Source organism: Rhodococcus sp. FW305-130, assembly GCF_058788335.1.
The window spans coordinates 148,177-174,208 of record NZ_JBYTAP010000009.1; the positions used below are offsets into that span (position 1 = coordinate 148,177).

Annotated in this window: 19 protein-coding genes; 15 read left to right on the top strand and 4 right to left on the bottom strand. The window is 63.8% G+C overall.

The features are described 5' to 3' along the window. Nucleotides 1-47: 47 nt before the first annotated feature. Both AC3WQS_RS26085 and AC3WQS_RS26090 read right to left on the bottom strand, forming a co-directional pair. Nucleotides 48-2,483 carry a LuxR C-terminal-related transcriptional regulator gene (locus tag AC3WQS_RS26085; protein WP_492713179.1) on the bottom strand — a complete coding sequence of 812 codons (2,436 nt, stop codon included), beginning with the start codon at nucleotides 2,481-2,483 and terminating at the stop codon, nucleotides 48-50. 14 nt (nucleotides 2,484-2,497) lie between these two features. Continuing rightward, entirely contained in the window at nucleotides 2,498-4,219 is a 1,722-nt protein-coding gene (locus AC3WQS_RS26090) for an Hsp70 family protein (protein ID WP_492713180.1), read from the bottom strand. 335 nt (nucleotides 4,220-4,554) lie between these two features. Here AC3WQS_RS26090 and AC3WQS_RS26095 point away from each other — a divergent pair, with 335 nt between their 5' ends. The 6 genes from AC3WQS_RS26095 to AC3WQS_RS26120 all read left to right on the top strand — a co-directional run bounded on the left by AC3WQS_RS26095 (nucleotide 4,555) and on the right by AC3WQS_RS26120 (nucleotide 13,772). After that, the gene (locus AC3WQS_RS26095; protein WP_020968773.1) at nucleotides 4,555-6,840 is read left to right on the top strand and encodes an IniB N-terminal domain-containing protein; all 2,286 of its coding nucleotides are present in this window, start codon (nucleotides 4,555-4,557) and stop codon (nucleotides 6,838-6,840) included. A gap of 123 nt (nucleotides 6,841-6,963) precedes the next feature. After that, the gene (locus AC3WQS_RS26100; protein WP_279219322.1) at nucleotides 6,964-8,832 is read left to right on the top strand and encodes a dynamin family protein; all 1,869 of its coding nucleotides are present in this window, start codon (nucleotides 6,964-6,966) and stop codon (nucleotides 8,830-8,832) included. After that, the gene (locus AC3WQS_RS26105; RefSeq protein ID WP_046378123.1) at nucleotides 8,829-10,313 is read left to right on the top strand and encodes a dynamin family protein; all 1,485 of its coding nucleotides are present in this window, start codon (nucleotides 8,829-8,831) and stop codon (nucleotides 10,311-10,313) included. The genes AC3WQS_RS26100 and AC3WQS_RS26105 overlap by 4 nt, the downstream gene beginning before the upstream one ends. 104 nt (nucleotides 10,314-10,417) lie before the next feature. After that, complete coding sequence (locus AC3WQS_RS26110; protein WP_019749380.1) at nucleotides 10,418-12,001, top strand: MFS transporter; 1,584 nt, start codon at nucleotides 10,418-10,420, stop codon at nucleotides 11,999-12,001. Between the two features lie 23 nt (nucleotides 12,002-12,024). Next, entirely contained in the window at nucleotides 12,025-12,669 is a 645-nt protein-coding gene (locus tag AC3WQS_RS26115; RefSeq protein ID WP_019749381.1) for an FMN-dependent NADH-azoreductase, read from the top strand. A 185-nt stretch (nucleotides 12,670-12,854) separates the two neighbouring features. Further along, nucleotides 12,855-13,772 (top strand): DUF8606 domain-containing protein, encoded by a 918-nt coding sequence (locus tag AC3WQS_RS26120; RefSeq protein ID WP_264614028.1) that lies wholly within the window; start codon nucleotides 12,855-12,857, stop codon nucleotides 13,770-13,772. Nucleotides 13,773-13,805: 33 nt separating this feature from the next. Here AC3WQS_RS26120 and AC3WQS_RS26125 read toward each other — a convergent pair whose 3' ends face one another. Beyond that, nucleotides 13,806-14,810, bottom strand: coding sequence for a TIGR03617 family F420-dependent LLM class oxidoreductase (locus AC3WQS_RS26125; RefSeq protein WP_492713181.1), 1,005 nt, complete (start codon nucleotides 14,808-14,810; stop codon nucleotides 13,806-13,808). Next, the gene (locus AC3WQS_RS26130) at nucleotides 14,807-15,382 is read right to left on the bottom strand and encodes a hypothetical protein (protein ID WP_019749383.1); all 576 of its coding nucleotides are present in this window, start codon (nucleotides 15,380-15,382) and stop codon (nucleotides 14,807-14,809) included. Before AC3WQS_RS26130 ends, AC3WQS_RS26125 begins: the two co-directional genes overlap by 4 nt. Before the next feature lie 262 nt (nucleotides 15,383-15,644). Between AC3WQS_RS26130 and dnaK the strand changes: the two genes are divergently transcribed. From dnaK to AC3WQS_RS26175, 9 genes are all read left to right on the top strand, one after another. Continuing rightward, entirely contained in the window at nucleotides 15,645-17,498 is a 1,854-nt protein-coding gene (dnaK, locus tag AC3WQS_RS26135; RefSeq protein ID WP_019749384.1) for a molecular chaperone DnaK, read from the top strand. Continuing rightward, nucleotides 17,495-18,091 carry a nucleotide exchange factor GrpE gene (grpE, locus tag AC3WQS_RS26140; RefSeq protein ID WP_019749385.1) on the top strand — a complete coding sequence of 199 codons (597 nt, stop codon included), beginning with the start codon at nucleotides 17,495-17,497 and terminating at the stop codon, nucleotides 18,089-18,091. Before dnaK ends, grpE begins: the two co-directional genes overlap by 4 nt. Before the next feature lie 22 nt (nucleotides 18,092-18,113). Then, a complete protein-coding gene (gene dnaJ, locus AC3WQS_RS26145; RefSeq protein WP_019749386.1) occupies nucleotides 18,114-19,286 on the top strand; it encodes a molecular chaperone DnaJ in 1,173 nt (390 codons plus the stop codon). Then, a complete protein-coding gene (locus tag AC3WQS_RS26150) occupies nucleotides 19,283-19,693 on the top strand; it encodes a heat shock protein transcriptional repressor HspR (RefSeq protein ID WP_003944355.1) in 411 nt (136 codons plus the stop codon). The genes dnaJ and AC3WQS_RS26150 overlap by 4 nt, the downstream gene beginning before the upstream one ends. A 334-nt stretch (nucleotides 19,694-20,027) precedes the next feature. Continuing rightward, nucleotides 20,028-21,242: an ABC transporter substrate-binding protein gene (locus AC3WQS_RS26155; protein WP_019749387.1), complete on the top strand. Its 1,215-nt coding sequence runs from the start codon at nucleotides 20,028-20,030 to the stop codon at nucleotides 21,240-21,242. Further along, entirely contained in the window at nucleotides 21,239-22,096 is an 858-nt protein-coding gene (locus AC3WQS_RS26160; RefSeq protein WP_019749388.1) for a branched-chain amino acid ABC transporter permease, read from the top strand. The genes AC3WQS_RS26155 and AC3WQS_RS26160 overlap by 4 nt, the downstream gene beginning before the upstream one ends. Before the next feature lies 1 nt (nucleotide 22,097). Next, a complete protein-coding gene (locus tag AC3WQS_RS26165) occupies nucleotides 22,098-23,948 on the top strand; it encodes a branched-chain amino acid ABC transporter ATP-binding protein/permease (RefSeq protein WP_019749389.1) in 1,851 nt (616 codons plus the stop codon). Continuing rightward, nucleotides 23,948-24,667 carry an ABC transporter ATP-binding protein gene (locus AC3WQS_RS26170; protein WP_020723665.1) on the top strand — a complete coding sequence of 240 codons (720 nt, stop codon included), beginning with the start codon at nucleotides 23,948-23,950 and terminating at the stop codon, nucleotides 24,665-24,667. The genes AC3WQS_RS26165 and AC3WQS_RS26170 overlap by 1 nt, the downstream gene beginning before the upstream one ends. Nucleotides 24,668-24,799: 132 nt before the next feature. Further along, nucleotides 24,800-25,975, top strand: a complete 1,176-nt coding sequence (locus AC3WQS_RS26175; protein ID WP_024487410.1) for an NADH:flavin oxidoreductase — start codon at nucleotides 24,800-24,802, stop codon at nucleotides 25,973-25,975. Nucleotides 25,976-26,032 lie beyond the last annotated feature (57 nt).

Consider the following 26,032-nt stretch of genomic DNA (forward strand, 5'->3'; position numbering starts at 1 on the left):
TATCACTTAAACGGATATACGCAACCCTCCGGACAATATGCAGCTAACTATTTGTTCGGCGGTGTCATGCTGCGAAGGATGGTGAGCAGTTCCGAACGAGACTGCGCCCCGACGCGCCGCTTGATGCGTGCGACATGGTGCTCGACGGTTTTAGCGGAGATGTAGAGGCGTTCGCCGATTTCCCGATAGGTCAGGCCGACGACGACGAGTTCGGCAACTTCTTGTTCGCGCTCGGTCAGTACCGACGGTGGTGCCGCGCTGTCGGTCGAATCGGTTGCATTCGTCTCGGCCGTCGACGTTGTGCGTAGCGAGCGCGCAACGTGGAGCAATGCGGTGGCCGATTTGGTGTCCGGTGTGCGCAATGCTGCTTCGCCCGCCAAGCGGGCCGCGTCCCAGGGCAGCCCGATGCGGTTGAGTGTTCGCGCTGCAGCTTCCACGTCGTCTGCGTCGACGCTGCCCTGCATGAGTAGGAGCCATTGGCGTCCGGCGGTCGCCAAACCGGCTGCGTAAGTGTGGGTTTTGGCTGATTCCGCAAGGGTATGGGCGTGTGGAAGGAGATCGGCCGGTGACTGCGAGAGGATCGACGCCTGGACGCCGTACCAATGCAGCGGCGAAGACCACAGCGGAGGCTCGCCGAGTGCCCGGAGGAGCGTGCGTGCGTCGTCGACCAGATGCTCGACCTGCTCGGCCTCGTCGAGTCGTACTGCCGCAAGCCACAGTTCGCCGATGGGAAGCAAATTGAAGAGATCCACGCTGCAGGACGAGAGGGTGCCGGCTGCGCCCGACCAGGCGCGCCGCAGCTGGGCGAGATCACCGGAGCGTCGAGCGAGACCCACGATCATGGCATGCAGAAACAGTGCGTCACGCTCACGGAGGGGGCCGCGGACTACCTCCTCCGGTAGATCTTCGACAGCAGTGTCGTGCCCACGGGTCATCGCGATCCACGCGTCGAGAAGGTGAAGCCGCGCCCACGTGTGACTGCTTGCGTCGTCGGCGGCGATCGCGGCCGCGACGACAGCGGCGGCCCGTTCATGGGCGCCGTTGTGCAGGAGTGCAAGAGCTACCAGCGCCGGGGCGGAATCAGGCTGGAATTCAGATGTGCCGGAGCCGCCGGGGAGCGAAAGTGCGCGCGACATCGTGTTGAGCGCGCTCGGTGCACTCCCCGTGACCGATTGCATCAGTCCATTGGCCAGTGTGGCAGCGCCGACCGTGGAGCTCGACGGTGATCCAGTATGCCCGGCGAGCGCCGCGTTCGCGTCGTCGACGTTGCCGATGCCGAGGAAGGTGATTGCGGCGAAGGGGGATTCGGTTTCGGTGCGCCCTGGCCCGAGCCAGGTGTAGAGATCTGCGGCGGCGCGGAGTTGGCCGCATGCTGCGGACGAAGCTGCGCGGATTCGCACCGCCGCAGCCAGTCTCGCGTTGTCGAGATCGGGTTCGGCGATGACGGAATCGGCCAGGCGGCAGGCAGTGTCGAGGTCACCACTCCGAGCCGAGACCTGGGCGTACAGCAGTGTGTCCGCCACGCCGAGAGGCTCGATCGAATTCACACGACGAAAAAGATCTGCCGCGACCGTCGGCGTGCTCGCGTCGACTGCGTCTCGTAGTACAGCCGTGAGATCGCGGTGTCGGATGCCGGAGTCGAAAAGTCTTCGTGCTGTATCGATATCGAGGGTTCTCGCGTGCGCGCGTGATTCGACGATTCTGATCAGCTCGCTGCGGATACGTCCTGTGCTGGTCGACTCTGCCACAACGCTCGCGACGAGAGGTGATCGTGAACCGAACAGTCCGGTGGCCAGTGCTCGGTCGAATGCCGCTGTGAGGCTGAACTTCTCCTGTCCCAGATCGAGCTCGAAAGCGTCGATGTCTGGGACGGCGAATGAAACCTCGAGGATCTCACGCTCGATCGGATGCAGAGCGGTGACCTGATGGAGGATGTGTGTGCGTACGGCTGTCGCCATTTCCGGGCGGCCCGCCGAGGCGGCGGCGAAATACGCTTCGACGGCCCCGAAGGAACCACCGGCCAGATGCTCGAGCGTCAGCACGGCACGATCGTCGAGCGGAACTCTTCGCTCCGCGGCGATCTTCCGAATATCTGACCGGTTCAACGGGTTCAGATGTAGGACGGTACCGAAACTCGAGATGTTCGAGTAGATCGGTGCGAGTGGAGGATCGATCCGATCGGAGGCGATGACAACTCCGAGGTCGTCACGTTGAACCAGTTCGTTCAGGGCACGGATTTGATCGGAGGTCAGAGCCTGTGCGTCTGCGATCACCACAATCGCATCGGCCGGGGCGTCATGCGTGACGACGGTGACCACAGGTCTGTCACCAGATTCGATCCTCTTGCGCACCGCCCTCGTCACTTGGGGCCGAGCGCTGGCGTCGGTCCCGGTGACGAACAGGCGCAGTGGCGATGCAGTCAGGTCGATGCCGCGCAAAAGTCCTGCAATGTAAGACGATTCGGTGCCGTTGTCACGGTTCATCGAAAGCCCGCCGGTCAGCGGATCGGCGCGGTGACGCCGCCGACGACACCACCGACCACGTTTCCGACACCACCGACGACGTTACCGAGACCTCCGACCACGCCGCCGACACCGTCCCCGACGCCGTCGACCAAACCGCCGACACCGTTGCCGATGCCGGTCGCAGCATCACCGATACCGGTTCCGACGCCTGCTCCGGGCGCGGGCGCCGGTGCCGGGGCGGGAGCCGGTGCGGGCGCCGGGGCGCCGGGTGCGGCAGGTGCAGGCGCCGACTGGGCGGTCTCACCTGGTGCGGGAGCAGATCCAGCTGGTGCGCCGGCAACCGGAACTGCCCCTGGTGCCGTCGTCGAACCGCCTGCGGCAGCAGGAGAGCCGGGCTGATTGTTCTGAGTAACGTTGTTCGCAGTCGTGGATCCGGTGCCTGCTGCTTCGGCTGCCGTGGTGCTGCCGGGGGTAGAGCCCGGCGTGGTCGAAGCGGTGGACGAGGTGGACTCACTGGTGGTGTCCGCCGAACTGGACGGAACGTTGATCTTGTCCATGGCCGTTCCGATTCCGAGTCCGCCTGCGGCGAGCACGATGAACGCTCCTACCACCGCAGCAACGACGCCCACCCTCGACGAGCGTCGAGTCGCCGTGTTCTCTTCCTCTGTCGGCTCGGCAAACAACGGAGTCGAGAAGGCAGGAACCGGTGCGGGCTTGCGCGACGGCTCGGCGGGAATCACTGCAGTGGCGGCGGCCGGCACTTGCGAGTCTCGGGCGTCGAGGGCGAGTGCCGCGGCGCCGGACGCCGCGCACGACGCGGGATCGGCGTCGGCGATCACCGGAACACGAAGCTCCGCGGACAGTAGTTCGGCGACAAGGGGAATGGACGAGCTTCCGCCGGCCAGAACAACCTGATTGACATCACTGGACTCGACGCCGGCAGATCGCAGGCTTTCGCGAACCAAGGCCACCGATTCGGTGAGGGCGGGCCTGATCAGATCCTCGAGCTCGGAACGAACCAGTCGAATGTCGCTGACGGCGCCGGGAAGCGTCACGCGAGCAACGGTTTCCGTCTCGGTGGAAAGTTCCTCCTTGGCTGCGCGGGCTTGCTCGCGCAGAGTTTCCAGCGCTGCAATCGTCTCGGGAGCAAAGGGATCAAGGGCTGCGAAGTGGTCGGAAACCGCATCGAGCAGGTGCACGGTGACGAGGTGATCGAATTCGTCGCCGCCGATGTCCTCGCTGCGCAGTGGCTTTCCGAAGATCTCGCTTCGTCCGCCGGTCGTGGACATCGTCGTGACGTCGAGCGAGCGAGCGCCGAGGTCGTAGACGACGGTCAGACCGTCGTTGGCAGCGTTTCCGGAAGCGGAGAGCCACGCCATGACGGCCGCGGGTTCGGCGACGAGAGTAGCCCCGTGAACCCCGGCGTCGTCCAGCGCGGACTCCATGGTGCGTGCTGTGTGACGATTCCACCCCACCGGGTGAGCCAGGACAACAGCTGGACCTTCTTCGCCGCCAGCCTGGCCGACGAGCGCGCCTACCGCTGTCGCTGCGAGAGACTCGCCGCGGTACTCGGTACCGTCGGCGGCAAGTATCGGGATCGGGTCTCCGACGCGCTCGACAAATCCGGTGATGACGGTTCCGTCGTCCAATTGCAGCGCACTGGGTAAGCGGACCTGTTGCGTTTCACCGGTCGAGCCGTCGGTGACAGCTACGAGAGTGGCCGAACCGATGCTGATGCCGAGCCCTGCCGCCATGAACGAACTCCCCTGGTCGTGGGCGACAGAAGGACTGTCGCGGTTGTCTGCGATGTCGGTTTCAGGACCTGGATCGTTACCGGATCGGAGGCGTCGCGGCGAAGTAGGGGACCGATCCCCTAATCGGAGCAAATCCCCCTATTCCGAGCGGGCGTACCCCGTAGGGGGCTTCCCCGTCTGTCCACGCAGAAGAGGGGGGTGCTCCCCGTTGGCCCCAGTCGCAAAAGTTCTTAGCGTTGATTCCACTCGCTACCTCTGGCAGCGCACCAGTTTCCGGATCACCGGCAACAACCCACCGGCAACAACCCGGTCAACGAACTTCAGGAGAACCCGCCATGGCAACGAACGCCGTACTCGAATTCATCCTCGGGCTACTTCGTGACGACGAGGCAGCTGCCAACTACTGCGCCAACCCGACCGCGGCACTCAACGCTGCCGGTCTGTGCGACGTCAGCCCCGCCGACATCGTCGCCGTCGCTCCGCTGGTTGCCGAGTCCGGACTGTTTGCCGGTGGCGGCGCCGACCTGTCCGCGATCGTCAACGCCGGCGCGTCCGCTGCGGGTGCCATCGGCGGCGGTCTCGGAATCGGTGGTGGTCTCACCGGTGGACTGGGTGGCGGCCTCGGCGGCAGCCTGGGTCTCGGTGCCGGTGCAGGACTCGGAGTCGGAGGCGCCCTCGGCGGCCAGTTCGACCTGGTCGGCGACTTCGCAGCAGCCCTCAGCGCTGCGCTTGCCATCGGCGGCGAGATCAGTGCCGACCTCGGCGCAGCCTTCGGCGCCGTCATCGAAGCCGGCCTGGGCCTCGGCGGTGCACTCGATCTCGAAGGAGCTCTCGATCTGGGCGCACAGCTCAGCGCGGCTCTGGGCGGCGCCCTCGGAGTGACCGGCGGTCTGACCGCGGAACTGGGCGCAGCCCTCGACGCCGCCATCGGCGCGGTCGGCGGACTCGACCTGACGGCGGGGCTCAGCGGAGCCCTCGCACCCGTCTTTGCCATCGGTGGCGACCTCGGAGCCGACCTCGGACTGGCTCTTGGTGGACTCCTCGGCGGCGCAGCAGACCTCAGCGGTCTCCTCGACATCGGCGGCGAACTGGGCGCGAGCCTGACCGGCGCACTGGAATCCGCCCTTGCACTGGGCGGCGGCCTCGATCTGGCCGGCGCTCTGACGGGCGACCTCAGCACGGCGTTGTCCGGCGCGCTCTCCGGTGTCCTGGGAGCCGGCGGCACGATCGGCGCCGATCTGGGTGCATCACTCGGCGGCGTCCTCGGAGCGATCACGGATGTCAGCGTTCTCACCGATATCGCGGGCGGCCTCGATCTCGGTGCTGCACTGAGCGGCGCACTCGGCGGAGCTCTCGGAGTCGGCGGCGGCTTGGAAACTGCACTCGGCGGCGCACTCGACGCAGCACTGGGCCTCGGCGGAGGACTCGACCTCGACGCCGTACTCGGCGGGGGTGCAGACCTGGGCGCGCAGCTCAGCGCGGCACTCTCCGGCGCCCTCGGTGCCGGCGGAACGGTCGGAGCCGACCTGGGCGGCGCACTCGGTGGACTACTCGGGGGAGCACTCGACCTCGAAGGCGGTCTCGGCGCAGACCTCGCAGCGGCTCTGGGCGGCGGTGCGAATCTGTCGACGGCTCTCGAAGGTGTCCTCGGTTCGGCACTCGGCATCGATGCCGGGCTGGCGGGCGGTCTCGGCGGCGCACTCGACGCAGCGCTGGGCGCAGGCGGACTTACCGGAATCGACCTCGGTGGTGCACTCGGGCTGGGCGGCGAAGCAGGCTTGGCAGCCGGTGTGGCTGCGGCTCTCGACACCGCTCTCGCAGGTGCAGGCGGCTTGGGGGCTGTCGGTTCCGTGGGCACGGACCTCACCGGCGCGCTGGATGGTGCGCTGGGCGCCGGCCTCGGGCTGGGGGGCTCTCTCGACAGCGTTCTCGGTGCCGAAGGCGCACTCGGTGGAGCGCTGGACACGGCACTGAACCTCGGCGGAATCGACACCGGTTCGATCGGCGCCGACCTGCCCTCCGTCGACCTCGGCGCAGTAAACCTTGGCCCGATCTCCGCTGAACTGCCTTCCGTCGACCTCGGAAGCATCGCGGCAGACGGCCTGAACCTCGGCGGTGTGACCGGCGACCTCGGAGCAACGGTGGGCGGTGCTCTGGACGCAACAGCAGGTCTCGACGCAACAGCAGGTCTCGACGCCGCCACGAACGCTGCGGCCGGTTTGGGTGGGTCGCTCGGCGGAGCACTGAACGGCGTCACCGATCTCGGTGGATCGCTCGGCGGGGCTGTCGGAGCAGTCACCGACGTGACAGGTTCGATCGGTGCCGACGCAGCCGCGGCTGCCGGTGGCACCGTCGACGGTGGCGGTACCGTTGGCGGCGGCGGAGTCGCTGACCTGGGTGGATCCCTCGGTGGAGCAGTCAGCGGCGTGTCCGACCTGACAAGTTCCTTGACGGGTGCGCTGAACCCGTGGTCGTCGATCGATGCGACCGACGCTTTCGGTGCGGGCTCCGATTCGGGACTGAGCGCCGATACCGGACACTCGCTCTTCGCCGAGGATTCGGTTGCAGCACCGGTCGATCACATCGACCCGGTTGCGGTTGTCGATCACCTGCATCCCTGATCTGCTGACGCAGGAACTGAAATCGGTCAAAATGACCTGATGTAACAAATCCGGCCCTGCGTGCGCTATGCGTTCGCAGGGCCGGATATTCGAGTCGGGAAGAATTGCGGGTCAACGTAGCTCATGAGTGATTCAGCGAGTCAGGTAAGCAGTCGGAAGGCGCGCGTCGCGTCGTCGACGGCGTCGTTGCTCGAACGAACAGCCGTCGTGGCGAAGGATTTCGGGCGCACGGATCTGGTGCGCCGACTCGAGAATGCTCAGGTCAGAGTCAATGATCCGCGTATTCGTATCGTGGTGGTCGGTCCCCTCAAACAGGGCAAGAGCCAGTTCGTCAATTCTCTGCTCGGCATCGACGTGTGTTCGGTCGGTGACGACGAGACCACTGCCGTGGCGACGGTCGTGCAGTACGCGGAGACCGCGGTCGCCGAATTGATTCTCGCCGATCCGGGTGCGGCGCCCATCCGGGTGCCCCTCCCGCTCGAAGAACTGATGGGGATCACCCCGGCCACGCCTCGCGCCGAAGGGCGTGAAGTTCTGCGTGTGGAAGTGGGTGTTCCCAGTCCGCTGTTGGCCGACGGTTTGGTTCTGATCGACACCCCCGGTGTCGGTGGTCATGGAAATCCGCATGCTGCAGGAACATTGGGATTGATCACTGCGGCCGATGCCGTGTTGGTTCTGTCGGACTCCAGTCAGGAGTTCACCGAACCCGAGCTGGGATTCATCCGCCAGGTCGTCAATCTGTGTCCTGCGGTGGCCGGTCTGATCAGCAAGACCGATCTGTACCCGCACTGGCGACAGATCCTCGACGCCGATCGCGGACATCTCCAGCGCGCCGGGTTGGACCTGCCGCTCATTCCGATCTCCTCGGTACTGCGGTCGCACGCACTGAGGCTGGGGGACAAGGAACTCGAGGCGGAATCCGGATTTCTGGACCTCTATCAGTTCCTGCGGGACAACGTGGTTGCGCGTGCCGAGTCGAACACGCGACGCGCAGTTGCGATGGACGTGCGTTCCTCGGCAGCACATCTGACGTTGGAGATGGGCAGTGAGCTTGCGGCGCTGAAGGATCCGTCCACCGCTCAAGCGGCGGTCGCCGGCCTGCAGCGTGCCCGGGCAGCGGCCGAGGAACTGCACAAGAAGACCTCGCTCTGGCAACAGAGCCTCGGCGACGGCATTGCAGACCTCGCCGCCGACATCGATCACGACCTCCGGGACCGGTTGCGCCGAGTCACCCGCCAGGCCGAAGAGACGGTCGACGAAGGCGATCCAGGTAAGGACTGGGACGTAGTGGGGGAGTGGCTCGAACAGGAGATCGCCACCGCTATCGGTGACAACTTCGTGTGGGCTCACGATCGAGCTCAATGGTTGGCAGAAGTTGTGGCGCAGCACTTCGCGGAGACCGGCGACGTCGCGCTCCCGCATCTCGACGTCGCCGACACCGACGGTTTCCTGGAACCGGTTGGCGCGTTGTCGGACCTCGAATCCGGCCGTATCGGCATCACTCAGAAGGTCCTGGTCGGCATGCGCGGCTCGTACGGCGGCGTCTTGATGTTCGGCTTGATCACCACGATGATGGGCATGGCACTGGTCAACCCGATCTCCATCGGAGCCGGGGTTCTGCTGGGCACCAAGGCTTATCGCGAAGACAAACAAGCACAGGTGCTCAAGCGTCGGGCCGAGGCGAAAGCGGCTATCCGACGGTTCGCCGACGACGTCAGCTTCCAGGTGGGCAAGGAGTCGAAGGACCGCCTCCGCCTGGTGCAGCGGCTCCTGCGGGATCACTTCACCGACATCGCCGAGCAGGCGCTGCGCTCGATCAACGAATCCCTCCGCGCCACACAAGAAGCTGCGCAGTTGGAGTCGAGCGAACACGCCGCTCGTATCAAGCGTCTGGAGACCGACATGCGCGTCGTCGCAGAGCTTGACGCCGTTGCCGGAACGCTGATCGGCGAAACTCCCGCTCCTGCTTCGGCAAAGGTGAGCAACGCATGAGTGCCACGACCGCCGTGACCGCTGTGGAGTCGGCACATGCTCTGATCGACCAGGCCAGACGGGTCTACGCGGACCAGCCGCAGACGCGAGCCCAGTTGGACGAATGCGCTGCCCGACTCGGCGAGCCACTCCGAGTGGCGCTCGCCGGCTCCCTCAAGGCGGGGAAGTCGACGCTGCTCAATTCGCTTGTCGGACAGGACATAGCGCCTACCGACGCGACGGAGTGCACGCGCGTCGTCACCTGGTATCGGAACGGGACAACGCCCCAGGTGACTGCGACGGCCGAGAACGGTGCCGAGTTCAACGTGCCGGTGACGCGCCGCGACGGCAGGCTCACGTTCGATCTGGGGGAGTACACCGCAGACTCGGTGGACCGCATCGACGTCGACTGGCCGTCTTCGGCATTGGCTCGTACGACGATCATCGACACCCCAGGTACGTCGTCGCTCTCGACCGAGGTTTCGGCCCGAACCTGGGACATGCTGGTTCCCGATGGTGGTGCGCCCGGCGCGGACGCGGTGGTCTACCTGCTGCGCGCCCTGAACGCCAGTGACATGCAGTTCCTCGGGAAGATCGCTGATCATGTCGGCGGAGAATCCGGCCCACTCGGAGTGATCGGTGTCCTCTCGCGTGCCGACGAGGTCGGCGCAGGCAGGCTCGATGCGTTGTCTTCGGCGAAGGACGTCGCGGCACGATTTGCCGAGGAATTGGAGCGAACCGGCCTGTGCCAGTCGGTGGTTCCCGTGGCAGGTCTGCTGGCACTCGCCGCACGGACGATGCGGCAGAGCGAGTTCGCTGCCTTCTCGGCGCTCGCGCAGGTTTCATCCGAGGATCTGAGCCTGGCACTGCTCTCCGCGGATCGTTTTGCCAGGCAGGACAGTCCGCTCCCGGTCGACGCGGCGATGCGGGCGCAATTGGCCGATCGGTTCGGGCTCTTCGGAATTCGCCTCGCCGTGACGTCGATCAAGCTGGGTGCCACTGATTCACCGTCTCTGGCCGCGGAATTGCTGGAGCGAAGCGGACTGGACGAACTTCGTCAGGTGATCGACGTTCAATTCGGGCAGCGCGCGGATCAACTGAAATCGCACACCGCGCTGGTGACGTTGGGCCGAATCCTCGAAGCCGATCCGAGTGAGGAAGGCGATCTGATCGCGGCGGAGGCACAACGGTTGCTCGCCGACGTTCACGGTTTCCACGAACTTCGCCTGCTCGGGCGACTTCGTTCGGTACACACAGATCTGCCACCCGACGACCTGGCACAACTACAAAGGCTGATCGGTGGCTACGGAATCCGGGCCAGTGACCGGTTGGGCTGCGAACCGGAAGAATCGCCGGAGGTCCAGCGTGCGCGGGCTACCGCGGCTGTCCGGCGATGGCGCGAGTTGTCCAGGCATCCGCTCTTCGACAGGTTCACCTCCCGCGCCTGCCTGGTTGCTGCCCGCAGCGCCGAGGGCGTGTTGGCTGAAATTGTGCCCGAATAGGGACCCGTTCACTGTGCGAGCGCTTGGAGAGGGTTCTATCTTGAGTTCGGGATGACCCGGACATAACTCCCAGGTTCGGGTCCCACCTCGATGGGAGCACGCGCATGGCGAGTGACATCAAGTCCGCTTCACCGGATCGAGCCACCCTCGTCCTGGGGACGCTCATCCTGGTCGCTGCGGTCGCGAATCTCAATCTCTCGGTCGCGAATGTCGCGCTGCCGGACATCGGGCGGGCCTTCGACGCCAGCCAGACGCAACTGAACCTGATCGCGGTCGGGTACTCGTTGGGCCTGGCCGGAACGGTGCTCTACCTTGGGGCGTTGGGAGACCGATACGGCCGCAAGATGCTGCTGGTCACCGGCATGGCGCTGTCTATTCCGGCGTCGATCGTGGCTGGATTCGCCGGGAACTTCGAAGTGCTGTTCCTTGCTCGGATAGTCGGAGGCGTCTCGGCAGGTCTTGCATTCCCGACCACGCTGGCGATCATCACGGCGCTGTGGGCCGGACCGGCACGGACCAAGGCGATTGCCATGTGGTCCGCAATCGGTGGCGCGATTTCAGCACTCGGTCCGATCGTCTCGGGGGCGCTGCTCGAGCAGTTTCACTGGGGTTCGGTCTTCTTCGTCACCCTTCCGTTGGCTCTCGTGGCACTGATCTGTTCGCTGGTGTTGGTGCCCGCGCACGTCAACGAGACGACCGAGCGAGTTGATCACCTCGGCGGCATAGTGTCGATCGTCTTCATCGGGGCGCTGGTGCTGTCCATCAACTTTGCGCCGGTGAAGGGTTCGGGCACGTTGGCTCTGGTGCTCGGGGCGATAGCGGTCGTCGCGGGTATCGGGTTCTTCCTGCAACAGCGACGCGCGGTCAATCCGCTGTTCGATCTTCACGTAGCTGCGCGCCCGACCTTCTGGGTCGCGGCGGTGGGCGGGTTGGTCGTGTTCGGTTCGCTCATGGGCGCGATGTTCATCGGCCAGCAGTTCCTGCAGAACGTCCTCGGCTACTCGACGCTGGCAGCCGGTGCGGCCATCATTCCGGCTGCGCTGGCGATGGTGATCGTTGCGCCGCGCTCGGCGACCATGATCGAAAGGTACGGCGCCCGCGTCACGCTGCTCTCCGGCTACCTGTTCGTGGTTCTCGGGTTGTTTGTCGCGCTTTTCCTGTGGAACGAAAGCACACAGTATTGGCAGGTCGCGCTGGCCTATGCGCTTGTCGGGATCGGCGTCGGCCTGGCAGGCACACCGGCATCGCGTTCGCTGACCGGATCCGTTCCCGTGCACCGCGCTGGTATGGCGTCGGGAACCTCGGACCTGCAACGCGACCTTGGCGGCGCCATCATGCAGTCGATTCTCGGCGGAATACTCACGGCCGGGTACGCAAAATCGTTGGGGAATGCGATCTCGTCCTCGCCGAACGCATCCGAGGTGACTCCCGAAACTCAGGCCGCGCTCACCAAATCTTTCTCCAGCGCCGAAGTTCTCGCGGAACGCTACCCGCAATACGCGGACCAAATCATGACCGCCGCCAAAAACGCCTTCCTGGACGGGGATACAAACGCCTACATCGCGGCGATCATCATCGTGTGTGCCGGTGCCGCGGTGGTGACGTTCTTCTATCCGCGCCGCGAGCGCGAACGTGTCCTGCTGGCGCAGTACGCGGCAGAATCCGATCTCGCCGCGGAGAAGAGTTGAGCGCGCTCTGGTACTGATGAAGGATGCCACAGCTACTTCACATCGATTCGTCTGCCGAACTCCACAACTCGACCTCTCGTGATCTCACCGCCCTGTTCGCTCAGCAATGGTCGAACAACAGTCCGGATCACACGACGGTGACGGTGGACCTGCACCGGGATCCCTTGCCGCACCTCGCGGACGCGGCTCTGCACTATGCACCACGTTTGCGGGTCGAGGGAGAGATTCCGGATCCCGCCGCGGAAGCACTACAGGCTCGGGTCATCGAGCAACTTACCGCTGCAGACGTAGTCGTGATCGGCGCGCCGATGTACAACTGGTCGATCCCGTCGACGTTGAAGGCGTGGATAGATTACGTGCACGTCCTGGGGACTACGGTGCCTTTCGACACGCGTACTCAGCCGCTCGCAGGTAAGCCCGTGGTGATCGTGTCCAGCCGTGGGAACACCTATGCGCCGGGCTCGGGGAACGAGGCCAACGATCACACCGTCCCGCCACTCGTTCAGGTGCTCGGGGTGTCGATGGGAATGGATGTCTCCGTCATCACCGCGGAACTGACTTTGGCGCAGCGTATTCCGGCGATGGCACCGCTGATCGAGCAGGGTGACGCGAGCCTGCGTGCTGCCCGGGAGTCGTTGACCGAGCTGGCCCGTACCTTGGGGGCCTGAGTTCTCGGTCGACCGGATACTCTGTCGCGATGCCTGTAAAATTCGGATTGTGGCGTGTTGACGGAACCGATGTCCTGCGCGTGCCACCCCGAGTAATCGAGTCCGAGGCTCGGCTCGAAAAGATCATCGAAAGTCGCATCGAGATACTCGGCCTCGGTGATCTGCTGGTCATCGGCCCACAAGTGATGACGGATTTTGCCAAACGGATCGATCTCCTCGCCATCGACGCGGAAGGAGACCTATACGTAATCGAACTGAAGAAGGACCGAACTCCACGCGACGTCGTCGCTCAGGCACTGGAATACGGTTTCTGGGTGCGTGACCTGTCCTTCGAAGCCGTGAGTGACTTATTTGAGAAGAATCACCCTGGTGAAGATTTTGCTTCGGCATTCATTGATCGGTTCGAATCCGAAGTGCCTGAAGTAGTGAACAACGATCATCATCTCGTGATCGTGGCTACTGGTCTTGATTCGAGTACCGAGCAGATCGTCGAGTATGTCCGGGGCTATGGCGTCCCGATCAACGTCCTGTTTTTTGAGTACTTGTTCGACGAGGATCGCGAATACCTCGCCCGGTCTTGGATGTCTGACCCGGCTCTCGATCTCCCACAGGCAGGCGCGGGAAACAAGAAGCAGCCAACGTGGAACGGTGTGGACTTCTTCGTGGCGATTGGGGAGGGTCGGCACCGCAACTGGGACGACATGCGGGAGTACGGGTATGTGTCAGCGGGTCAGGGGGACAAATATCGAAAAGCTATGTTCAAGCTTTTTGAAGGCGCGCGCGTGTGGGCAGAGATACCCTCGACGGGATACGTCGGTGTCGGTGTTGTCGAAGAACCAGCCGTCAGAGTGGCTGATTTCAATGTGGATATAGAAGGAAAGTCGATTCCTCTACTCGAGTGTCCCGTGCGCGCGAATAGCTTGGGCGAGAACGCAGACGACGAGGAACTGAGCGAATACCTGGTTCGTGTGCGTTGGCTGGATGCTCGGCCCCGTGAGCAAGCGGTCTGGGAGAAGGGAATGTTCGCGAATCAGAACGTGGTCGCCAAACTACGGCAACCGTTTACTCTTCAGCGGCTGTCGGAATCATTCGATTTCGAGTAATTCGCCTGTAGGCCTGCTTATCTGAGTTCGCAATTACATCAGGTCCGAGATCATCGACGCCACGTCTGACGGTTCTACGTCGTAACCCGGGAAGTAGCAGCACACTTCGTCGGCATGCTCGCCGAACCGCCGCCGAATCTCGGCAGCACACTCTTCGGGGGTGCCGACGACGGCGAGTGTGGTCAGCATCGGATCGGTGATCAGTGATGCCATGTCGGCGTAACCACCTCGCTTCGACAGGGCATTGAGTTCCGGTTGGACCTCGCCCCACCCTTCGACGTCGAGCACCGGACGGTATGCGGGCGTCGAACCGTAGAACGAGAGCAGGGCTCTGACGCCTCGGGCGGCCGCGGCAAGTTGATCGTCGCGGCGGCCGACGCCGACGATGACCTGCGGGATGATCGTGAATTCGTCTCGGGTGCGGCCGGATTCACGAAGACCGGCATCGACGGCCGGAAGTGTTCGTTCGAGGAAATGGCGTTGCGTGTGGAACGGCATGACCAGTAGTCCGTCGGCCACCTCCGCCGCCGTCCGGGTCATCACCGGTCCGAGCGCACCCATCAGGATGGGCGGCGGTCCATAGGGATTGGGGCCTGGATCGAACGTCGGGGGCATCAGAGTGTGGGTGAAGAACTCGCCGCGGAAGTTCAGCGTCGAGGTGTTCTCCCACGCCGTGAAGATCGCCTTGACCGCTGCGACCGTCTCCTTCATGCGGGCCGCTGGACGCGACCACGTTGCGCTGTAGCGTTTTTCGATGTGCGGTTTGATCTGCGATCCGAGACCGAGGCGAAAGTGGCCGCGACTGAGCAACTGTAGGTCGTTGGCCGAATGCGCCAGATGCATGGGACTGCGGGGGAATGCGATGGCGACGTTGGTCATCAGGTCGAGGTCGACGGCCGATGCCGCTTCGACGAGCGGGAAGAACACGTCGTGTGGTCCCTCGAAGGTGAACAGGCCACCGGCGCCGGTCTCCGCGAGTTCACGGCTGCGAGCAGCGCCCGCGCCCGGCGCGGAGTCGAGTTGTACGTGAACCTTCATCGGCGTACTCGCAGCCAGGTGCTGACACCGGGAGCAAACGGAGCGATCGCCGCCACTGCTACAAGGACGCAGTAGAGAATCGGACCCCATCTCAGAACTCCGGCGCCGATATCCGCAGCGCCGTCGACCAGAGACATGAAGCCGAGCCCGGCCGCGATGCTGAGGGCTCCGACGATCGCCGTCATCACCCGCCCGGCGTTCTTGCGGGCACGGAGGAGCTGAAGGCTCATGAGTGCGAGCAGGATCAGGACGAGAGCGCCGCCGCCACTGCCGGCCAGGACGACCGTGACGGCATCGGAGATGTCGGTGGACGAGTATCCGGGATTGTCGCGCGCAGTCGATTCTTCGAGGGCTGACCGGACGTCGTCGAGGCTGGTGACTACCACTCCGGCGATACCGGCCAGGACGACGAACGAGCCGATCCAGGCAGAGGTGGACAAGGTCACGGCCTTGGGCATCTCGTCGTTCGCTGCAGGTCGGAGCGGCCGAACCGAGACGTCGGGTCGCTCGGGTGCCGGGCGCGCCGGCGCCGGTCGAGCAGGTCGAACGGGAGAATTGTCGGGATCGGTCACCGGCCGATCGTAGCCATTCGGAGAGATTCGGAAGTGATGTGGCGCACTTTTTCGGCTTTTCGGGGAAGGCGGGAACAAATCTACGTGGGCTGTAGTTGACCATTTCGACAAGCTTGAGCGCCCTCGGCTCAACTTCAAGTTGACTCCCGGCCACGGTCGGAGGCAAACTTGAGCGGAGGACGCTCACCAAGCGAAAAACTCGCGGTCATGTTCGAGATCAACCACTCGGGCAGAGAACCGCAGAACGAAAGGTAGGAACACTATGGCTCGTGCAGTCGGTATCGATCTCGGTACGACCAACTCGGTAGTTGCAGTGCTGGAGGGCGGCGAGCCCGTAGTGGTCGCCAACGCCGAAGGCTCACGTACCACCCCCTCGGTGGTCGCATTTGCCAAGAACGGCGAGGTTCTCGTCGGTCAGCCCGCGAAGAACCAGGCAGTCACGAACGTCGACCGCACCCTCCGCTCCGTCAAGCGCCACATCGGCACTGACTGGAACGTGGAAATCGACGGCAAGAAGTACACGCCGCAGGAAATCAGCGCCCGCACGCTCATGAAGCTCAAGCGTGACGCGGAGGCTTACCTCGGCGAAGACATCACCGACGCCGTCATCACCGTCCCCGCATACTTCGAGGACGCACAGCGTCAGGCAACCAAGGAAGCCGGCCAGATCGCCGGCCTCAACGTCCTTCGTATCGTCAACGAGCCCACCGCGGCTGCACTGGCATACGGACTGGACAAGGGTGACACCGAGCAGACCATTCTGGTCTTCGACCTCGGTGGCGGCACCTTCGACGTCTCCCTGCTCGAAATCGGCGACGGCGTCGTCGAGGTTCGCGCAACCTCCGGTGACAACCACCTCGGTGGCGACGACTGGGACGAGCGCGTCGTCGCTTGGCTGGTCGACAAGTTCAAGGCTCAGAACGGCATCGATCTGACCAAGGACAAGATGGCCCTGCAGCGTCTGCGTGAGGCTGCGGAGAAGGCGAAGATCGAGCTCTCCAGCTCGCAGAGCACCTCCATCAACCTCCCGTACATCACGGTCGACGCGGACAAGAACCCGCTCTTCCTGGACGAGCAGCTCTCCCGCAGCGAGTTCCAGAAGATCACCTCGGACCTGCTCGATCGCACCCGTGCGCCGTTCCAGGCAGTGATCAAGGACAGCGGAATCGCCGTCAAGGACATCGACCATGTCGTGCTCGTCGGTGGCTCCACCCGTATGCCGGCAGTCTCCGATCTGGTTCGTGAACTGACCGGTGGCCGTGAGCCCAACAAGGGTGTCAACCCGGACGAGGTCGTCGCAGTCGGCGCCGCACTCCAGGCCGGCGTGCTCAAGGGCGAGGTCAAGGACGTTCTGCTCCTCGACGTCACGCCGCTTTCCCTCGGTATCGAAACCAAGGGTGGCGTGATGACCAAGCTCATCGAGCGCAACACCACCATCCCCACGAAGCGTTCCGAGACCTTCACCACCGCTGACGACAATCAGCCTTCGGTGCAGATCCAGGTCTTCCAGGGTGAGCGCGAAATCGCTTCGCACAACAAGCTGCTCGGCTCCTTCGAGCTCACCGATCTGCCGCCCGCCCCGCGTGGCGTTCCGCAGATCGAGGTCACCTTCGACATCGACGCCAACGGCATCGTGCACGTGACGGCGAAGGACAAGGGCACCGGCAAGGAAAACACGATCAAGATCCAGGACGGCTCCGGTCTGTCCAAGGAAGAGATCGAGCGCATGGTCAAGGACGCCGAGGCTCACGCCGAGGAAGACAAGGCACGTCGCGAAGAGGCAGAGGTCCGCAACCAGGCCGAGTCGCTGGTCCACCAGACGGAGAAGTTCGTCAAGGAGCAGCGTGAAGGTGAGAACGCGGGCAAGGTCTCCGAGGAGATCCTGACCAAGGTCGAGGCAGCGGTCAAGGACGTCAACGACGCCCTGGCAGGCACCGACATCGCTGCAGTGAAGACCGCAGTGGAGAAGCTGGGCACCGAGTCGCAGGCTCTGGGCCAGGCCATCTACGAGGCTTCCGCTGCAAACGAGGCCGGAAACACCGACGGCGCAGGCAATGACGACGACGTCGTCGACGCCGAGGTTGTCGACGAGCCCACCGACTCGGACAAGAAGTGACCTCGGACAACTCCGAGAACAACCCGGTCGACCCCGAGACCGGTGCACAGGGAGAGGCGGCGGGGGAATCCCTGCCGCCGCTCGACTCGGAAGACACAGGGGTAGTTCAGGAAGCAGAGTCGATCGTGGAGGAAGCATCCGCCACCGATCAGCTCGCCGAACGAACTGCGGATCTGCAGCGACTTCAGGCGGAGTTCACCAACTACCGTCGTCGCGTCGAGCGTGACAAGCAGGTCATCAAGGAAACCGCGCGCGCTTCGGTCATCACCGAACTCATCGGAATCCTCGACGACCTGGATCGCGCTCGGGCACACGGTGACCTCGAATCAGGTCCACTGCGTGCACTCGCGGACAAGCTCAACACGACCCTGACGGGTCTGGGTTTGACCGACTTCGGTAACGAGGGCGACGATTTCGATCCCGCACTCCACGAAGCGGTGCAGCATGAAGGCGAAGGCCACGACCCCGTACTCGGGACGGTCATGCGCAAGGGTTACAAGCTCGGCGACCGGGTCCTTCGGACCGCAATGGTGGCCGTGACGGACCGGGTAGGCGACAAGCCTGCAGACGGTTCAGAACAAGAAGCGAAGTAAGAGTGAGAGGAGGAGACGCCCAGTGAGTCAACGGGAGTGGATCGAGAAGGACTTCTACAAGGAGCTGGGCGTCTCGTCCACCGCGACGGCCGACGAAATCAAGAAGGCGTATCGCAAGCTGGCCCGGGATCTTCATCCCGACGCCAACCCTGACGATGCGAAGGCCGAAGAGCGTTTCAAGTCCGTCAGTGAAGCTCACGCCGTTCTGTCTGATCCGGACAAGCGCAAGGAGTACGACGAGGCCAGGCGCCTCTTTGCCAGCGGAGGCTTCGGTCCCCGTGCGCAAGGTGGCGGTGGATTCAACCCCGGCGCTGGTGGTTTCGACATCAACGACCTGTTCGGCGGCGGTGCCGGCGGACAGGACTCGGGTCTCGGAGACATCTTCGGCGGATTGTTCAATCGCGGGGGAGCGGGCCAGCGCACCGCTGCGCCCAACCGCCCGCGTCGAGGCAAGGACCTCGAGACCGAGACGACGCTCGCCTTCCGCGAAGCGGCGCTCGGTGTCACCGTCCCACTTCGTCTGACCAGCCCGACGTCGTGCACCACGTGTCACGGCAGCGGCGCAAAGCCGGGCACCAGCCCGCGAGTGTGCCCGCATTGCAACGGAACCGGCGTGGTCAGCCGCAACCAGGGCGCATTCGGATTCAGTGAGCCGTGTGACGACTGCCGGGGAACCGGCTCGATCATCGACTCGCCTTGCGAGGACTGCCACGGTAGCGGCGTCACCAACCGGACACGGACCATCACGGTTCGCGTGCCGGCAGGCGTGAGCGACGGTCAGAAAATCAGACTCAAGGGCAAGGGCGAAGCGGGTCTCCGCGGAGCTCCGGCGGGTGACCTGTTCGTCAACATCCGCGTCAAGCCGGACAATGTCTTCGGCCGTAACGGCGACGATCTGACGCTGACGGTTCCGGTGAGCTACGGCGAACTGGTGCTCGGGACGACACTGTCCGTGCCGACCCTGGACGGCCGTGTCGGAGTGAAGGTTCCGGCCGGAACGGTGGACGGACGCATTCTGCGAGTTCGCGGACGCGGCATCCCCAAGCGTCCCGAGGGGGCAGGCGACCTTCTGGTCACCGTCAAGGTATCCGTCCCGCAGAAGTTGGACGACCCGGCGATCGAAGCGCTGAAGACCTATCTCGAAGCCGAGAAGGCGAGCGGGTTCGATCCACGGGCCGGGTGGGCCGGTGCATGATGACCGAACGACCGCAGAATCAATGGGATGCGACGGTCGATCCTGACGCCCAGATCTTCGTGATCTCGGTGGCAGCCGAGTTGGCCGGAATGCATGCGCAGACCTTGCGTAACTACGATCGACTCGGTTTGGTCACCCCTCACCGAACCACTGGTGGCGGACGACGCTACTCCCCGCGTGATGTTGCGCTTCTGCGTGAAGTGCAACGGCTTTCGCAGGACGAGGGCGTCAACCTCGCCGGAATCAAACGGATCATCGAACTGACCAACCAGGTCGAGGCTCTGCAGCATCGCGTCCGCGAACTGGCCGAGGAAATCGCGAAAGTCCATGCGGGCTATCGCCGGGACCTCGTTCCGATTCCACGCAACAACGCGTTGGTGGTTTGGAAGCCACGAAACCAGCGATAGTTCAGACCTTTACGCAAACGGCTCCACGCCCTGCTCGGATTCACCTCATCGAATCCCGCAGGGCGTGGGGCCGTTTTGGCGTTTCCACCCAGCGGGAATCGGTCTGTCGAGGCCGCCCGAATATGCATAGCGTCCGCTTCCATGACTCCTCTTTTGTGCGTTTGACGTTATCCAGATCACATTCTATGCTCCAACCCAAGCAACTGCTTGCTAGATCATCAAGCGGGTGCTTGGTTGGCTGGTGCTCGAAATCAGGCGTTCCCACCGGCCGATCCTTCTTTCGTCAGGTATTCGCCTGACGTTCGGTGCATACATGTGTTCTAGGAGTGCAGACATGAATCGTCGGCCCATTCTTGTTGCGGCAGTTGCCGTGACGGCTCTGGCTCTCGCGGGGTGTAGTGGTTCTTCGGAGTCCGAAGGTGGCGCGGATTCGCCGTACCGCGTCCTGCTGACCGGCGGGATCAGTGCGCAGGGTGTTCTCGCGGCGAACTCGCAGACTTCCCTGCTGGCCACGAAGGCCGGCGTTCAGGTCCAGAACGAGGCCGGGGGCATCGGCGGCCGTCAGATCGAGCTCACCACTGTCGATGACGCGGGTGATGCAACCATCGCTGTCACCAAGCTGCGCGAAGCCATCAACTCGGGGAACAAGCCTGACCTCTACCTCAACTCGGGTCCTTCGTCGATCGCGGCTGCGGTTCTCCCGATCCTCAAGCAGAACAACATCCTCTCGCTGAGCATGGCGCCTTCTCCCGATTCCACGGACCCCTCGAAGTTCCCGCTGAACTTCGACCTGGCTCCGGGCGCGACCGACACCGCTCGCGGCATCTCCGAGTATGCAAAGACCAAGGGCTACAGCAGCGTCGGAGTCCTGCACGGTAGTACCGCTTACGGTGAACTCTTCGGCGAGGAGATGACCGGTGCGCTCGAGAAGGTCGGTCTGAAGGCTGCCGGCAACGAAGAATACGACGCCGCTGCTCTGGACATGACGGCGCAGTTGCAGTCCCTCAAGAATGCCGGTGCAACGGCAATCGCGTTGGACGCGTACGGCGCCCCGCTCGGATACGTGTTGCAGAGCCTGGAGCGACTCGGCTGGGACGTGCCGTTGATCGGCAACACGTCGGTCTCTGCCACCAACCTCATCGCCAATGATCCGCCCGCCGGTGTGCTCGGCACCCCGCAGGTGAAGAACCTGGTGACGCAGGTGTTCACCAGCACGGTGTTCGATCCGAACAACGCGCTCGTCAACACGATGGTGGACACGATGGCGTCGCTGGGCTCGATCCCGTCGACGCTGATCCTCGCGGACAACTACGACGCATTCCCCCTCGTCGCGGCAGCAGCGGAGAAGGTCGGCAGTTCGACCGATCCGAAGAAGCTCGCCGAAGCACTGGAAACCGCAGAGGTTCAGGAGAATGCCAAGACCGCATTCCTCTCGCGCTACAACTTCAGCTCTGACAACCACGGCCCGAACCCGGATACCAGTGAGCTGAAGTTCATCAGCCCGACGAAGATCCTCAACGGTCAGTTCGGAAACCCGGCTGCGTCATGACCATTCTGTGGTCCGGATTGGCGCTCGGCGCGGTCTACGTGCTGGTTGCCATCGGGTACAACATCGTTTTCGTTTCCTCCAACACGTTCAACTTCGCTCAAGCTCAGCTGATGATGGTGGGCACTTTCGTCGCCTACACGGGTCTCGTGACCCTGAAACTTCCCGTTCTCGTGGTGGCCGTCATGGCAACCGTGACCGTGATGCTCCTCGCCTCGGTCGAGGAGATCGTCGCGATCAGACCGGTGGCCGATCACCAGAACCAGCTGGTCACCACGCTTGGCGTTGCCACGCTGCTCAATGGTGCAACTCAATTGATTTGGGGTAGTGAGCCTCTCACGGTTCCGTTCTTCGGATCGAACGAACCGATCACCCTACTCGGCGGCCGTACCTACCCGGTGGAGATCGCTCTGCTTGTTGCGGCGATCGCACTGGTCATCGGGTTGAGTTACGTCTCGAAGAAGACCATGACGGGTCTGGCTCTGATCGGCATCTCCGAGGATCGTGAAGCGGCGATGCTGCGAGGAGTCAATGTACGACGGTTGGCGCTGGGTGCGTTTGCCTTCTCGGGTGCATTGGCCGGTGTCCTCGGACTCCTTGTCGGCCCCAAGACGTTTGCAGTTGCGACGTTGGGTGCCGCGCTGGCCCTCAAGGGATTCGTGGCGTTGGCGATCGGCGGGTTCGGCTCTCTGCCAGGCGCTTTGATCGGCGGCCTGACCGTCGGCCTGGTGGAATCGTTCACCGCCCTGTGGGCGGGAAGTCAGTACAGCAATATCGCCGTCTTCACGGTGCTGATCATCATCTTGATGGTCAAACCTGCCGGCTTGTTCGGCAACGTCCGAGAACGGGTGGTGTGAAATGGTAAGCGCGTGGCGGACTTTCCGTTCCCTTCCGAGTTGGATCATCCCGCTGGTCCTGGCGGTAGTGATCTTGCTGCTGCCCGTGATGGGGCTCGACCTGTCGACATCACGGCAGATTCAATTGGCCTGCATCCTGGCACTTGTGGTCAGCGGCCTGAACCTGAGCCTCGGCTTTGCCGGTGAACTGGCGCTCGGCCAGGCCGCGATGTACGCGGCGGGTGCATACACCGCGGGTCTGATGTCCCAGGCCGGTCACACCGACATTCTGGTCCAGCTCGCTGCGGCCGGTGCCGTGGCATTGGGCGTCGGCATCTTGACCGGCGTTCCCGGTCTGCGACTGGGCAACTGGTCCCTGGCGATGACGTCGTTCTTCCTGGTCCTGCTGGTACCGGACGTACTGGCGATCTTCGGCGGCAAGACCGGCGGCCGAAACGGCCTCACCGGTATGGAGCCGCCGACGCTCTTCGGCTCCGAACTCGACACCCAGCAGTACTACATGGTGGTTGTCGTGGTGACCGTCCTCTGGTTCGCGGTGATGCGCAACCTGGTGGTCTCGCGCCACGGCATCGCGTTCCGCACGCTCAAGCAGTCGCCGGTGCTGGCGTCGTCGCAGGGTGTGTCGGTGTTCCGGATGAAACTGCTCGGCTATGCGATCGGTGCGTTCCCGGCCGGTCTGGCGGGTGCGTTGTTCGCCAATACCGACCTGTTCATCTCGCCGGAAGCCTTCGGGTTCACCTTTGCCACAGCGGTTCTGGCGGCGTCGATCCTGGGCGGTGCGGCAAGTGTGTACGGCGCCGTAGTCGGTGCCGCGATCATGCAGCTCGGTCCCAACCAGTCGACGGCATTTCAGGAATACTCGCTGATCTTCTACGGAGGCTTCCTGATCATCGGCGGTGTGCTGCTCTCCGGTGGGCTGACCAAGGTCGGGCGAGCGATCGTCTCGAAACTCGATCGCAGGGCCGGCCTGGGCGTAGTCACCGCAAAGGAGAACAGCGGCGGAACACCGGAACTGGCGCCGATCAACGGCGCACGGTTGGTGGTCGACGGAGTGTCCAAGGCATTCGGTGGCAACCAGGCTCTCAATGCGGCAACCCTGACCGCAGAGGCAGGTAAGGTCACCGCGTTGATCGGGCCAAACGGTTCGGGTAAGACGACCATGCTCAACATGATCTGCGGGTTCTACACCGCGGACGCCGGCGTGATCACAATCGGTGACACGGTGGTCTCGCAGTCGTCGCCGCACAAGGTGGCGCGCGTGGGTGTGGCGCGGACGTTCCAAACTCCGACGATTCCGGAGAACATCACGGTTCTGGAAGCTGTTGCATCCGGACGGTATTCGGTGCACCGCGCGTCGATGGCGTCGGCTGTGCTTCGCCTGCCCAGCTTCCGCAGGATCGCGAAGGCCGACATCGTCGAGGCCGAGCGTGTTCTCGAGCTCGTGGGGATGTCGCACCTGCGCAACGAGATCGCGACGTCGCTGCCCCTGGGGATGCGTCGCATGCTCGAAGTTGCTCGCGCCGTCATCGCCGAGCCGAGGGTCGTACTCTTCGACGAGGTTGCGTCCGGACTCGACGAGGACGAACTCGAACGCCTGGCAGACCTGATCCGGGTACTGCGAGATGCCGGGGCCACAGTGGTGTTGGTGGAGCACAACTTCCGCCTCGTGCTCTCGCTGGCCGACGAGATCGTGGTACTGGCGCAGGGGCAGGTGATCGCCACCGGCGATGCGGCGACGATCGAACATCACCCGCGCGTGTTGAGCGAATACCTCGGAGTCAAGTCCGGTGATGAGGATGCGCTGCTCGAAGAAATCGGCGCGGTAGACCATCAGACCAGCGAGGTGAAGTGATGGAACCGATTCTGAAGGTCCGTAACCTGCAGACCGGGTACGGCGATCTGCGCGTCGTCTGGGATGTCTCGTTCGACGTCTATCCCGGTCAGGTGACAGCCCTGCTCGGACGCAACGGTGCAGGCAAGACGAGCACGCTCCGTGCTCTGTCCGGCCTCAACAAGGTGGCCTCTGGAACCGTCGAAATGGACGGTGCCGACATCACCGGAGTTCCCGCCCACAAGCGGGTGCGGCAGGGTATGGCGTACGTGCAGGAGGGTAAGCGGGTCTTTCACAAGCAGACCGTCGAGCAGAACCTTCTGCTGGGCGGGTACACCCGCAAGGCAAAGCGCGGCGAGCTGATGGAATCCGTCGAGTCCATGTACGAGATGTTCCCGATCCTGGGGGAGAAGCGTGCGCTTCCCGCCGGTTCCATGTCGGGCGGTCAGCAGCAGATGCTCGCGATCGGCGCAGCGCTGATGGCGCAGCCGCGGTTGCTCCTTCTCGACGAACCGTCGGGCGGGCTGGCTCCGGTGATCGTCGGTGAGGTGATGGACCGCGTCCAGCAGCTCAAAGAAACCGGCCTGGCTGTTCTGTTGGTGGAGCAGGCAGTGGAGGCCGCGATGAGCGTCGCCGATCACGTGACGGTCCTCGACATCGGCAAGGTGGTCCTCGACGCCGACGCCAAGGACATCGACGACCTGGCAGTGCTCAAGGACGCGTACTTCGGACGCATCTGATCTGCACCGATGTCACTTCAGCCCGGCCACCTCGGCCGGGCTGAAGTTGTTTTCCCGCTCGGTGGCACGGGGGCTGGCCAGCTCTGGACCATCGATCTACCGTCCAGCAAACAACCCCTGTGAGAGGCAAACTTGATGACTGCTCCCGACGTGCTCGCCCCGGCAAAGCTGGGCCCGGTGACCTTGCGAAATCGAATCATCAAGTCCGCGACATTCGAAGGCAAAACTCCCGACGCCCTGGTCACCGACGAGCTGATCGAGTTCCATCGCCGCCCGGCAGCCGGCGGAGTCGGGATGTCCACCGTCGCGTATTGCGCCGTCGCACCGGAAGGGCGCACCGAATACGGCCAGCTGTGGATGCGGCCCGATGCCCTCCCCGGACTGCGACGACTCACCGATGCCATTCACGCCGAAGGGGCAGCAGCATCGGCGCAGCTCGGGCACGCCGGCCCCGTCGCGAATCAGAAGTCGACCGGACTGCCTGCGCTGGCACCGTCGAGTTCGTTCAATCCGTTGAGCATGAGGATGATTCGCACTGCCACCACAGCGGACATCACCAGAATTGCGGCGGCGCACGGGAGCGCTGCGCGACTTGCCGTCGAAGCAGGATTCGACGCCGTCGAGATCCACTTCGGCCACAACTATTTCGCGAGCTCGTTCCTGAGCCCGAAACTGAACCGTCGTAAGGATTCTTACGGCGGATCGCTCGAGAATCGGGCTCGCGTCGTACTCGAAACTGCGCGCAGTGTGCGCGATGCAGTCGGCGACAAGATCGCGATCTTGGCCAAGCTGAACATGGACGACGGTGTGCCAGGCGGATTCTGGGTGGACGAAGCAATCCAGGTGGCGCAGTGGCTCGAGGCATCCGGAAGTGTCGATGCGCTCGAGTTGACGATGGGTAGCTCACTGCTCAACCCGATGTACCTGTTCAAGGGTGATGCGCCGATCCGCGAGTTTGCCGCCGCGATGCCGCAGCCTGTTCGGCTCGGTGTGCAGTTGGTGGGCAAGAGCATGTTGCATGCCTATCCGTACAAGCCGCTGTTCATGCTGGAAGAGGCTCGGCAGATCCGTGCTGCGGTGAAGTTGCCGCTCGTGCTGCTCGGCGGTGTCACGGACAAAGCGGGCATGGATACCGCAATGGCGGAAGGGTTCGAGTTCGTCGCCATGGCACGGGCACTGCTCAGAGAACCGGATCTGATCAATCGGATCGCAGCCGAATCCGATACCCAATCACTGTGCATCCACTGCAACAAGTGCATGCCTACGATCTTCAGTGGTGCCCGCTGCGTGTTGGTCGAACGCGTCTGAGTTGGTCAGCGCACACCACGTCCCGACATCCATGCGGATACCGGGTCGTGGGCCGTA

Bases quoted from the DNA above. Each gene is read 5' to 3' on its own strand.
- AC3WQS_RS26110 (WP_019749380.1), top strand. From the start codon at position 10,418: ATGGCGAGTGACATCAAGTCCGCTTCACCGGATCGAGCCACCCTCGTC.
- dnaK (WP_019749384.1), top strand. From the start codon at position 15,645: ATGGCTCGTGCAGTCGGTATCGATCTCGGTACGACCAACTCGGTAGTT.
- AC3WQS_RS26105 (WP_046378123.1), top strand. From the start codon at position 8,829: ATGAGTGCCACGACCGCCGTGACCGCTGTGGAGTCGGCACATGCTCTG.
- AC3WQS_RS26165 (WP_019749389.1), top strand. From the start codon at position 22,098: ATGGTAAGCGCGTGGCGGACTTTCCGTTCCCTTCCGAGTTGGATCATC.
- AC3WQS_RS26100 (WP_279219322.1), top strand. From the start codon at position 6,964: ATGAGTGATTCAGCGAGTCAGGTAAGCAGTCGGAAGGCGCGCGTCGCG.
- AC3WQS_RS26160 (WP_019749388.1), top strand. From the start codon at position 21,239: ATGACCATTCTGTGGTCCGGATTGGCGCTCGGCGCGGTCTACGTGCTG.
- AC3WQS_RS26170 (WP_020723665.1), top strand. From the start codon at position 23,948: ATGGAACCGATTCTGAAGGTCCGTAACCTGCAGACCGGGTACGGCGAT.
- AC3WQS_RS26095 (WP_020968773.1), top strand. From the start codon at position 4,555: ATGGCAACGAACGCCGTACTCGAATTCATCCTCGGGCTACTTCGTGAC.
- AC3WQS_RS26150 (WP_003944355.1), top strand. From the start codon at position 19,283: ATGATGACCGAACGACCGCAGAATCAATGGGATGCGACGGTCGATCCT.
- AC3WQS_RS26090 (WP_492713180.1), bottom strand. From the start codon at position 4,219: ATGGCGGCAGGGCTCGGCATCAGCATCGGTTCGGCCACTCTCGTAGCT.
- AC3WQS_RS26120 (WP_264614028.1), top strand. From the start codon at position 12,855: ATGACGGATTTTGCCAAACGGATCGATCTCCTCGCCATCGACGCGGAA.
- AC3WQS_RS26125 (WP_492713181.1), bottom strand. From the start codon at position 14,810: ATGAAGGTTCACGTACAACTCGACTCCGCGCCGGGCGCGGGCGCTGCT.
- AC3WQS_RS26115 (WP_019749381.1), top strand. From the start codon at position 12,025: ATGCCACAGCTACTTCACATCGATTCGTCTGCCGAACTCCACAACTCG.
- AC3WQS_RS26085 (WP_492713179.1), bottom strand. From the start codon at position 2,483: ATGAACCGTGACAACGGCACCGAATCGTCTTACATTGCAGGACTTTTG.
- AC3WQS_RS26155 (WP_019749387.1), top strand. From the start codon at position 20,028: ATGAATCGTCGGCCCATTCTTGTTGCGGCAGTTGCCGTGACGGCTCTG.